This is a genomic window from Ruania albidiflava DSM 18029 (assembly GCF_000421225.1).
Classification (GTDB): domain Bacteria; phylum Actinomycetota; class Actinomycetes; order Actinomycetales; family Beutenbergiaceae; genus Ruania; species Ruania albidiflava.
Genome location: NZ_ATWL01000037.1, coordinates 1 through 11464 on the forward strand (window position 1 = coordinate 1; position 11464 = coordinate 11464).

Genomic DNA, 11464 nt, shown 5'->3' on the forward strand with positions numbered 1-11464 from the left:
TACCTGGTGTATCAGGACATCATCACCGCCTATCAGCACCCTGACCGGCGCACCGGCAAGAAGCTCATGGCCACCCTCATCGACAAGCTCCGCCGTGGGCTGCCCGACGGGCTGGAGGAGATCGCCCAGCTCGGGCGCACCCTGTGGCGCAAACGAGACCAGATCTTGGCGTTCTTCGACCACGAGGGAGCCTCGAATGGGCCTGTCGAGGCGATCAACGGACGACTGGAGCACCTGCGCGGGATCGCCCTCGGCTTTCGGAACTTCACCCACTACGTCCTGCGCTGCCTCCTACACTCTGGCCAGCTCGCCGCCCGCATCAACGCACTCTGAATCCGGAAGAGCCACTTATAGCGCAGCCCACCGACAAGGGACGGCTTGCGGGTCTAGCGACACCTCTGGGAGCAGTGCCTGCATTGACTGATGCTGGATGGAGCTTTAGAGACGAGGCGCTGAACGCGGCCTACGCAGGCGGCCCCAGATCAATCTTCAGCCGCTCCACATCCGAGCCCAGGTACCGGATCAGGTCCTCCTGCCGCGGCTGACCCATCACGAACCGGTAGGCACCGAGCGTGGTCTGCAGCTGCTCGTACTGCTTGGCCTCGCGGCTGAGCGGCATCGCGGGCACGTACCGCTCGATCGTGGCGCCACCTTCCAGCGGGAACACCCAGTAGGGGTTGATCAACGAATCACCCGCAGGGCGCGAAGCCTCCGCCGCTGCGAACATCGCCCGCCACGGGTCCGTCCCCGACGGCGTCACCGCCTCCGTGCCAAACACCGCCGCCAGGTTCTTGCGCACCGCATGCCCCTTGTACCGGTGCACCCGGCCCTCCCGCTGCTCCAGGTCCACCGGGTTGCTCGGCAGGTTCCAGTGCACCACTGCATGACTGTAGGTGTGGAAGTCCAGCCCCTCCTGACCCACCGACGTGCTCGCCAGCACGAACGGCCAGAACGGCGAGGTGTACCCGTCGTGCACCGTGGCCTCCCGCGCCTCGGCCTTCTCGTCCGAGGCCGCCCGCCCGAACCGTGCCGCCACGTGCGAGCTCACGTTCCGATCGGTCACCGAGATCCGCCCGCCACGTACCCGCACGTCGTGCACCACGTTGCGCACGGCCCGAACACCTGCCGTCATCCCGATCCGGTCCGCCAGCTTCTCAGCACGCTCCGCCCTGCACGCACCGGCCAGCCCCTCGGACTCGGTGAGCATGTGCACGTACTCGTCCAGCACCGCCTGCAGGTTCCCGTCCAGGCCGTAGCGCAGCACCTGGTTCCAGTAGGAGTCCACCGACAGATCACCGCCGTCCCCGGTGGCCGCACGCACCGCCGCGGCCACCTGCGGCTGGCTGAACAACGTCCGCAGCCCTTTGGTCGCCACCACTGCTGCCCGCCGCAGGATCGGATCGGAGAACGAAAGGGCACCGTCCTCCACCCGGGCCAGTGCCCGCAGCGCGCACACGCCCGGACCAGCCAGCGCCATCTCCGCCAGCACTCGGGGCAGGTCCTCCGGTGGCTCGCCCATCTCCGCCCGGACTGGGTGCATCGCCCACCGCATGTGGTCCACGAGACGCGACCCTTCGCCGTCGTGCTTGCGCCACTCCTGCAACCGGTCGTCCAACGTGCCATCCGTGGCCAGCTCCGCATCGAGCAGGTACGGGGCCACGCCGTACCAGCGGCGCCGGATCCCTTCGGCGCCCGGCTGGGGCACCACGCCGATCTCCGCCAGCGCTGTGCGCACCCGTTCCTCGACGACGGCGACCGCCTGGTTGCGATCCAGCGGCAGCTGCGTAGTACTCGTCCGGGCAACCTCCAGCGGATCACCCAGGCGCGCGAGCGTCACGCACGGGTAGAGCACGGTCAGGTTGGTCAGGTTCCGCGGTAGATCCTTCTCCGGGTCCCACGCGAACGACAACAGCCCCGTGGAACGCACGTCCGCCAACGACGCATCGAGCCCAGCAGCCCGGAGATCGGCACGCAGCCGCCGGTCGGTCTCATAGCTGACCAGGGTGGTGATCGACTTCGGCACCACGGTCCACGCGGAGAAGATCAGCCGTTTCGTGAAGCACCGGGCGCCTTCGCTCGCGAACCCGCCACGCGGCTGCAGGTAGGGCAGCGAGGGCGGCACCCAAGCCAGCCACCACGCCTCGTGCTCGGCGAAGTTCGCCAGGAACGCCCGCAGCTTCCCGTTCGCCGGGTCGACCGGCCGGTGCTGGCTCATCCGGGACCAGTCCAGCAGGGCGCCGCGGTTCGTCCGGAGCACCTCGGCGAGCTGGGCGTCGTTCTCGTCGGCCATCGTCAGGAAGTCACGCTGGAACTTGTACCCCTGGTCCATCAGGTTCACCGTGTACGGCGCCGACCGCCAGAACTCGAACGGGTCATAGGAGTCCACCCGCTCAGCGATCGCCTGGGTGGCCAGCCACCCATCCAGGTCCGCGCGCTCCAGCCGCATCGGACCCAGGTCACGTGCTGCCAGCATGCCGTCCCGGTTCACTGTGGCCGCCAGTCGTTCGGTACGTGACATCACCCGCCGCAGCGCCCCCTCCACGCGCTCTCGGGCACATTCGGCGCCTGCCAGCCCGTCGGCGGTGCGGGCGAGGATTCCTTCCCGCAGCAGGGCGAGGTCCCGCGTGATCTCCCGGGCGCGAGGGGCGCCAGTGAGGAACGAGATCGTGTCGGTGAAGTCCCGATAGTGGTCATCACCCTCGGGCTCGTCCGGCAGCGTGTACATCTTGTACGGGGTGGCCGAGAGGATCAGTACCTTCGTGCCCGTGTTCGCGATCACCTGCTGCGCCAACCGCTGGGTGTCGGTGAGCTCGGCCGGGTCCTGCTCCGGGTGCGGGAAGAGCTGCTTGAACCGTTGGAACTCGTCCAGGATCACCAGGTCCGGGTGCAACCGCTGCACGGACACGCTGGCCATCGCCATGCGCAGGGCGCCGATGATCGCCGAGCGGGACTGCCAGACCTCGCTGCCGGGTCGGCGGTGGTGGCCCCGGCTCTTCAACCACTGCTGCTGATCTTCCTGGAGCTCCTCGAGCAGCGGCGCACCGCCGGGGCCAGGGGTGGTGCGCAGGTGGTGGGCGAACGCGGACATCAAGGCCGCGTCCAGCGCCGGTCGCGACCGCTTGGCGGCCTTCTGGAACCTCGCGAGCCCGGCATTGACGGTGAGGTAGGTGTACCAGGAGGACCGATCCAGCTCCTCCGCGCCGAGGAGGTAGCGGAGCATCGAGTGCAGCAGCACCCGCTCCCCGGCACGCCCGGTGGAGTTGCCGAGCTGCAACGACGTGCCGGGCGTAAAAGCGATCAGCTGCAACCGGCCCTGGTCCGCCTGCCCCATGGTCGCTGGCAGCATCGTGAGCCGGTCGGCGTTGTCCTGCAGCTCCCCGCCGGTCAGCTCCCGCAGCTTGCGCAGGTTCTGCCGCGCGATCTGCCCGTTGGAGCAGATGTAGGCGATGCTGATCGCCTGCTCCCGGTCCCACAGGTGGTCGATCGCACGCGCCGCGATGCCCTTGGCCACCAGCGTCTTGCCCAGGCCCACCTCGTCGGCCACCAGGAACCGGTCGACGGCGTCCTCATCCAGCCACAGCCGCCCGAACGCGTGGTCCACAGTGGCCCGCTGGAACGGTTTCAGGCCGCCGAGGATGCGGCCGAGGTCGGGGCGCTGCGCGCTCATCGGGCCCTCCGGTCCTGCACTGCCTCGAGCACCACGTCCCACATCTGGAGGAACTCCGCAGGGATCACCTCGGCGGCCTGCGGCATCTGCCGCAGCTCGGAGATCTGCCGGGCGACGGCCGCAAGCGAGGACGGGTCCTGCCCGGCCGCGCGCACCAACGGCTCGAACAGCACCAGGGGAGGCAGACTCGCCCCGGACGCTCCGCCGTCGACCATCTCCTGCACCACCAGCCCGGTGGGATCCTCCAGCGGCGTTTCCCGCTCGCCCGGTACCGGATCCATCCCCAGCAGCAGCGCCAGGTAGCGCAGCACGCTCTGCCGGGAGGACAGGATCGCCGCCAGCGCCGCACGCTTCCGGTCGCTCGGGTCGCCGACCAGACGCATCATCAGCACACACCGCCGCGTCACGCGCGCCGCCCCTTCACCTGCGGTGGTCTCCAGAGCCAGGTACGGCGTGATGTTCACCGGGGCGATCTGCCAGGTGTGCTCCCCGGCGAGCGGTCGGATCTGTTCGCGCACGGTGGTGAGCCAGATGCGGGTCTCTCCGGGCGGGTCGTCGGGCACTGAGAGCACCAGCCGGGCACTGACCGTGTCCTTGTCTACCGGGGTGATCTCCAGGCGGGGCCGGTGCCGGGCGAGGGTGCGATGGAACTCCTCCAGCTGGTAGCTGGTCTCGATCGCCGGGTCGGACAGACCGTCCGCATCGGCCGGGGTGTAGGGCTCGAGCACCTGGGCGAGGCCGAGGGACTCCGCGCCCTCACCGAGCACCGCCTGCACCCCACAGGTGGGCGTGGGACCGGTGAGCACGGCGTCCATCTCCACCCCACCAGACCACGCCTGCTCGGTGAGGTTGGCACTCCCGGTGACGGTCATCGACTCTCCGCCGACAAGGTCAAGGACGACCGTCTTGGCATGCAGGCCCTCCAGCTGTGCCATAGCGGGCGGACCGGCTTCGGGGGAGTCGACCACTGCGGTGAACTCATCCAGTGCGCGCACGCTCTCGGCGTCGTCCTGGCCGTGCTCCGCCACTGGATGCAAGGTCGTGGTCTCCCAGCCGGTGAGCCGATTCATTCCGAGCCGATCCATGGACTCGGCGCGGGAGACCAGGGTGGCCTGCGGACTGGTGCCGCGGATGCGGCCGAGCGTGCGGGCGGACAGGAACGGGCTGATCGCCAGCACCCGCGCCGGGTTGGCGGGCAAGGGCCACGGCTGGTCGTCGGTGAGTCCGAGGGGGAGCAGGTGGCCGCCGGTGAACGGCGCCGGTGCTGCCAGCTGCACGGTGTGGAGGGTGCGGGCGAGATCGTCGACGGCGGAGGCTCGCTTGCGGGGGAGCGGTTCCAGTGCCAGGCGGGGCAGGGTGGTCAGCATCTCAGCGGCCGGTGCGGCGGGAATGGTTCCGTGCCGGTCCTCGTCCAGGACGAGGACGGTGTCCCAGGAGTTGTCCAGGGTGAGGTTGCGGCTGGCGATGAGGATGCGGTGGTGGGTGTGGCCGTGGTCGTCGGCGTAGCGCACCGCCCAGAGCTTGGGATGGAACAGGTGCTGCTCCTCGGGCGGGAGGACCTCGTGGATGCTGTCTTCGAGGAAGGCGTGGATCCGGCTATGGCTGGTGGGCACGTGGATGCCGCCGGCCTGCACGAACACCGTGGTGTGGTCCACGTGGCGCTCGACGGCGTCCAGCAGCTGGATTGGGTCGGTGTTACCGAGCATGCGGGAGTCGCCCAGCTCACCGAGGGTGAAGGTCATGGGCGCGATGAGCATCGCGGTAAGGGTGAGGGAGTACGTGGTAGCCACAGCATGGTCCACGTGGTAACCGGGTGGCGGGCGCAGGGCGTCGGTGAGCAGCACCGTGCTGTCGGGGTGGAGCATCAGGCGACATCCCGGGCGTCGTAGAGGTCTTGCAGGTGGCGGCGCACGTAGGACCAGCGATAGGAGTAGCGGTTGGTGCCGCTGGCCCCGCTCCAGCCGTCGAGGGCACGCTGGTTGCCGGGGGCGAACCGGGCGCGGCTGCCCTTGACCTGGCGTTCGCGCTGGCGGATCAGGTCGCCGGTGCTCGGCGGCTCGATGAGGTCGGCGACGGTACGGGCCGCGGTGACGGTATCTGCCCAGGTGGCGAGGAACGATGCGGTCAGTGGCGTGAGGCGCCGACCGCGCTGTGCGACCATCTGCGCCGCCTGGGTGCGGTCGTCCTGGTAGAACGGCCGCCGCTCCTGAGCTTCAGCGAACCAGTCGCTGAGTCGGTTTCGGTAGTCCTCGGTGAGGTCGTTGCCGTGCCGGTCGGTGCGCCGGGTCTCCTCCGCGAGCAGGAGGTTATAGAGGAGGTTGGCGCCGTGGGCGAGGAGTGCGAACCGCTCGGCTCTGTCGACGAGCGTGTCCAGGTCGACCGGTAGCTCGGATCGGATGGCAGGGTGGCCGATCGTGTCGGGGGTGCTGTCGGCATTGGTCCAGGTTGCGGGCCGGTGGACGACCAGGTGTGCCAGTGCGGAGCCGGCTGTGGTGCGGGTGATGGTCTCGCTGAGGTAGGCGGCCTCGTGTGGGCGGAGGGTGAAGTCCGCCCGGGTGAGGAGGCGCCGGGGCGGATCGGGGAGGCGCTCGTCCAGGCCGGTGGGGGTGAGGTGAACGCGCGCCTCCGGGTCGTCTGCCTGCGGGGCCGTTGCGACCTCTTCGCGGCGAAGCAGCTCACGCTCGAAGTAGGAGCGTGTGGTGAACCCGGGCGTGAAGATCTGCCAGCGGCTGAGCATGCCCCAGTAGACGGCGGACGGGAGCCGATGCAGGTTGCGTCCGGCCTCTCGTCCCATCACGCCTTCGGCGCCGCCGGCGGTCTCGCCCCGTTTGAGTGCGTCGATCAGCCGGAACTCGTTCTCCCGGAATGCGGACTGCATCTCGGCGAGGGATGCCTTGTGGCTGGCGTCCTGCAGCAGCCAGGGGATGAATAGGACGTAGCGCAGGCGGGTGTGCAGGGTGGACGTGCCGGGAAACAGCGTGTCGGAGAACGCGTCACGGATGCCGCCGAGACCCAGGTTGTCGACAGTTCCCTGGTCGCGGAACTGGTCGACCGCCTCCATCATGCGGCGCCGGTGCTCAGGGTCGAGCGCCAGCCAGCCGAACGTGGAGGTCATGCAGGTGAGTCTGCCAGGCGCTTCTCGACGCGTGGAGCGGACCCCGCTCACGCAGTGGTGAGTGTCGTCCGCACGTTCGCAGCTCATGACAATGGAGGGTGCTGGCTTGGCCAGAGAGCGATTGGCGTCGCTCTGGTCCGCCGATCCGCAAAACAGTGTCCGTGGAAAACGCTAACCTGTGGGCAGATAGACAACCGACCAGATGAGACCCCGCGACGGGGTAGTAGGGGGCGTAGGCCTTGAGTCCCGAAGCTGGGTCAGCAGGCGCTGCCGACGCTCAGCCTTTGGCTGTGCGCGAGCCATTCGTCCTCGGCACTGGACCATCTGCCAGGTCCGGCTCACTCACGGACTATCAGGCGAAGTACTACGCACACGAGCTGCAGCGCAGCTACGCCAACGATCACGTCGGCAAACTCGCCGGTCTGCTGTTCGACGCGCAGGTTGAGCCGAAGCCGCACCAGATCGACGCGGCGCTGTTCGCGCTACAGACGCCGTTCCTGCCGGGAGTGATCCTGGCGGATGAGGTCGGCCTGGGCAAGACGATCGAGGCGGGCATCGTTATCTCGCAGTACTGGGCCGAGCGCAAGCGCCGAGTCCTCATCGTCGCTCCTTCGAGCCTGCGGCAGCAGTGGCAGCAGGAGCTGTACGAGAAGTTCCTGATCCCGTCCTCGATCCTTGACGCGAAGTCGAAGGATGCGTTGCTCGCCAAGGTCGACACGCGGTCGCACGAGGCGCTGATTTGTTCGTACGAGTTCGTCCTCCGTCACGAGACCTCACTGCTGAAGGCATGGGACCTCGTAGTGGCAGACGAAGCCCACCGGGTGCGGAGCTACTGGAACGGCAAGGCGAAGGTGGCCGAGGCCGTCTCTCACGTCGCCCGTAGTGCGCGCAAGACTGTGCTCCTCACTGCGACGCCGTTGCAGAACAAGCTGGAGGAGCTGTACGGGCTTGTCTCGATCTTCGACCCGGAGTACTTCTACTCGCTCGATGCGTTCCGTGAACGTTACATCAAGAACCGAGATCTTACCGGGGACGACGACCTGGTCGAGCGCGTGGCGGCGATCTCGAAGCGGACGCTCCGGAAGGACGCGAGTAAGTACATCCGCTTCACGCAGCGCATGCCGTTGACGATGGAGTTCACTCCTTCCGCAAACGAGGTACGCCTGTACGGCCTTGTCAACGACTATCTGCAGCGTGACGAGCTGTTCGCGTTCGCGGGTTCGCAGCGTCACCTCTCGGCGCTCATCATCCGCAAGCGTCTCGGCTCGTCGACCTATGCCGTCGCAAGCACGCTCGAAAAAATCGCCAACCGTCTGGCGGACGAAGTGGCCGCAGGGAAGCTGCGCGACAACCGTGGCGGGCTTTTCCTGGCCGATTTCGAAGCGGGTGACGAACTGGAAGAAGAGATCGTCGAGGAAGCTGAGGAGACCACGTCGCAGCAGAGCCCGACGTCGCTCGATGAAGAGACGCTGAAGCGGATGCGCGCCGAGGTGGACGAGCTCCGCGAATACGCGGCGCTGGCTCGCTCGATCACGGTCAACCAGAAGGCGGTCAAGCTGAACGAGGCGCTCGACATGGGCTTCGAGCGCCTTCGAGAGCTGGGCGCTGCGGAGAAGGCGATCATCTTCACCGACTCGACCAAGACGCAGGAGTACATCGCGCGCACCCTCGCAGATGCCGGTCGCGGCGAAGGCGTCGTGCTGTTCAACGGCTCGAACACCTCACCTGAGCAGACAGCGATCTACCAGGCGTGGCTGACGGCCAACAAGGACAGCGACCTGATCACGGGCATCCCGGCGGCCGACCGCCGCAAGGCACTCGTGGACTACTTCCGCGAACACGGCACGATCATGATCGCGACCGAGGCAGCGGCAGAAGGCATCAACCTGCAATTCTGCTCGATGCTCGTCAACTACGACCTGCCCTGGAACCCGCAGCGCGTCGAGCAGCGCATCGGCCGCGTGCACCGCTTCGGCCAGAAGCACAACGTCGTCGTCGTGAACTTCAGCAACAAAGGCAACATCGCCGAACAGCGCATCCTTGAACTCCTCACCAACAAGTTCCAGCTGTTCTCGAACGTGTTCGGTGCCAGCGACGAAGTGCTCGGCGCGGTGGAAGATGGTCTCGACTTCGAGAAGCGGATCAGCGACATCCTCACCCGCTGCAAGACGGCCGGTGAGATCGATACCGCGTTCAAGCAGCTCGAGGATCAGTTCGCAGGCGAGATCTCAAAGGAGATGGCCAGCGCCAAGGCCAAGGTCTTCGACCACCTCGACCCACATGTGCAGGATCGCCTTAAGGCCTACGACGAGCAGTCGGGCGACGTGCTCAACAAGTTCGAACGGCTCCTGCTCGCGATCACCCAGCACGAACTCCGCGAGGTCGCGACGTTCCAGGGCGACGGCCGCACGTTCGTCCTGAACCAGGCGCCCACCAAGGACGCGCCGACGGGCCGCTACTTCTTCAAATCGAAACCCCTCCCGAACGCACACCAGTACCGCTACGCCAGCCCGCTCGCGCAGCACGTGGCCGACACGGCGAAGTCGCACACGACACCGCAGCGCGAGCTGACGTTCTCGCTCGGCCAGTCGAAGCGTGCCAGCAATGCTGTCAAGGCGCTCGAGGGGAAGAGCGGCGAGCTGACGGTCAACCTACTGACCTTCACGATGCGGGCACGCGACGAGGACATCTCCGAGTCATACATGCTCGCCGGTGGCATAACCGACGACGGCCAGTACCTCGACGAGGAGTACGTCGCCGACATCCTCGACCTCGCCTGCCTCGACGTGGGCGAACAGCCCGTCGCGGTCGACGTCGCGAAGCTCGAGCCGCAGCTCAAAGCGCGGCTCGGTGAGCTGGAGAAGGAAGTCCAGGGTCGCAACTCTCGCTACTACGACCAGCAGGAGGAGCTGCTGTACCGGAACCAGCAGGATCGCAAGGCCGAGCATGAAAGCAAGATCCGCGAGTACCGCACCAAGGAGAAGGAAGCCCGCAAGGCGGCCAAGCAGGCGGACGACCCGATGGAGCAGCTCAAGCTGAAGCGCGAGGCACGCAAGTGGGAGCGCCGGGCCGACGAGGCTGACGACGACTTCCGCGATGCACGCCGCAAACTGCAGGCCGAGATTGACGAGAAGCCCGACATGATAGAGCAATCCCTGCAGGGCATCCAGGACACCGAGCATCTGTTCGCGATCCGTTGGCGCATCGTCGCGTAACGGTCAGCATTCACAAAAGGCATCGAAATTGTTAAACTGAGGAAAGAGAAATTCCCGATGAGTGAAGAAATCCACGAGACACCATCTGCTACCTCGAACTTCCAGACCGAGCTGGCAGCGCAGCTTGCTGAGCTGATGCCCGAGGTCATCGCCGACGGCAAGGTGGACGTGGAGAAGCTCAAGGAGCTGCTGGACGGCGACGCGGCTGACACCAGCGAGCGTTTTGGCCTGTTCTGGCCCGGCAAGAAGCGCGCCCTGCGTGCTGCGCAGGAGCCGACCACGGCGACGCTACGCCCCGACTTCGAGAACTCGAAGAACTGGGACACCACCAAGAACGTGTTCATTGAGGGCGACAACCTCGAAGTGCTCAAGATCCTGCAGAAGCACTACCACGCCAAGATCAAGATGATCTACATCGATCCTCCGTACAACACGGGCAAGGATTTCGTCTACCCCGATAACTACCGTGAGGGTCTCCAGACCTATCTGGAGTACACGGGGCAGCTCACTGAAGACGGTAAGCCGAAGAGCTCGAGCGCTAAGAACTCCGCAGAGAACCCGCAGTATCACTCGGCTTGGTTGAGCATGATGTACCCGCGACTCAAGCTCGCACGGAACCTGCTTACTGAAGATGGCGTGATCTTCATCTCGATCGATGACAACGAGGTCGCTAATCTTCGTCGTGTTCTGGATGAGGTTTTCGGAGAATCGAATTTCATTGAAAATTACATCTGGGAGAGCAACTTCCGTCCTGACAATAGCTCTCGGGTCGAGCGCGAGAATGCTCAACACATTCTTTGCTATGCACGCAATCGAGCGCATCTCGGATCCCTCGTCGGTGCGCAGAAGGCTACGGAGGGCCTGCCGTCCCTCACGAAGTCATCCATGAAGGAAACGACTCTGCGATTTGAGCCGGAGTGGCTAGATCTTCAGCTCGCGGACGGGACGTATCCCGCAGGTGAGCGTAAGTCTGGGTACACACTCGAGAACGAGGTCTCGGTCGTAGATGGCAAAGCCTCCGCCCCCTTCTCGCTTCGCGGGAGAGTGATCTGGTCGCAGGACTATCTTGAGAAGCAGGTAGCCGACGGGACGCGAATCGTCATCAAGGGAGATGGTTTCGTGGCTCTTCCGGATTCAGAGTGCGTTGATGCGGGCGGCGAGCTGGCCAGAGTGTAGGAGGCAGCGCAGGACGTAGTGGGTGAAGTTCCGAAAGCCGAGGGCGATCCCGCGCAGGTGCTCCAGTCGTCCGTTGATCGCCTCGACAGGCCCATTCGAGGCTCCCTCGTGGTCGAAGAACGCCAAGATCTGGTCTCGTTTGCGCCACAGGGTGCGCCCGAGCTGGGCGATCTCCTCCAGCCCGTCGGGCAGCCCACGGCGGAGCTTGTCGATGAGGGTGGCCATGAGCTTCTTGCCGGTGCGCCGGTCAGGGTGCTGATAGGCGGTGATGATGTCCTGATACACCAGGTA

The 11464-nt window shown here is 66.2% G+C and carries 7 protein-coding genes; 3 read left to right on the forward strand and 4 right to left on the reverse strand.

Annotation, left to right across the window (positions count from 1 at the left end):
• Positions 1-333, forward strand: a 333-nt coding sequence (locus tag K338_RS0119085) for an ISL3 family transposase (RefSeq protein ID WP_022919744.1), incomplete at its 5' end; no start/stop codon positions are given.
• A 130-nt stretch (positions 334-463) separates the two neighbouring features.
• On the opposite strand, the gene K338_RS0119090 is transcribed toward K338_RS0119085, so the two are convergent.
• Genes K338_RS0119090 through K338_RS0119100 form a run of 3 tightly spaced genes read right to left on the reverse strand, consistent with a single transcriptional unit; the run spans position 464 to position 6782 of the window.
• Positions 464-3667 carry a DEAD/DEAH box helicase gene (locus tag K338_RS0119090; protein WP_022919745.1) on the reverse strand — a complete coding sequence of 1068 codons (3204 nt, stop codon included), beginning with the start codon at positions 3665-3667 and terminating at the stop codon, positions 464-466.
• Complete coding sequence (locus K338_RS0119095) at positions 3664-5532, reverse strand: phospholipase D-like domain-containing protein (RefSeq protein ID WP_022919746.1); 1869 nt, start codon at positions 5530-5532, stop codon at positions 3664-3666. The genes K338_RS0119090 and K338_RS0119095 overlap by 4 nt, the downstream gene beginning before the upstream one ends.
• Positions 5532-6782 carry a DUF6361 family protein gene (locus K338_RS0119100; protein WP_022919747.1) on the reverse strand — a complete coding sequence of 417 codons (1251 nt, stop codon included), beginning with the start codon at positions 6780-6782 and terminating at the stop codon, positions 5532-5534. The genes K338_RS0119095 and K338_RS0119100 overlap by 1 nt, the downstream gene beginning before the upstream one ends.
• A gap of 290 nt (positions 6783-7072) precedes the next feature.
• On the opposite strand from K338_RS0119100, the gene K338_RS0119105 reads away from it, so the two are divergent.
• Both K338_RS0119105 and K338_RS25365 read left to right on the forward strand, forming a co-directional pair.
• Entirely contained in the window at positions 7073-9997 is a 2925-nt protein-coding gene (locus K338_RS0119105) for an SNF2-related protein (RefSeq protein WP_027287053.1), read from the forward strand.
• Positions 9998-10054: 57 nt separating this feature from the next.
• Entirely contained in the window at positions 10055-11173 is a 1119-nt protein-coding gene (locus tag K338_RS25365) for a site-specific DNA-methyltransferase (RefSeq protein ID WP_022919749.1), read from the forward strand.
• On the opposite strand, the gene K338_RS0119115 is transcribed toward K338_RS25365, so the two are convergent.
• A partial coding sequence (locus K338_RS0119115; RefSeq protein WP_022919744.1) for an ISL3 family transposase occupies positions 11132-11464 on the reverse strand: 333 nt, incomplete at its 5' end. The two genes, K338_RS25365 and K338_RS0119115, sit on opposite strands and share 42 nt — an antisense overlap.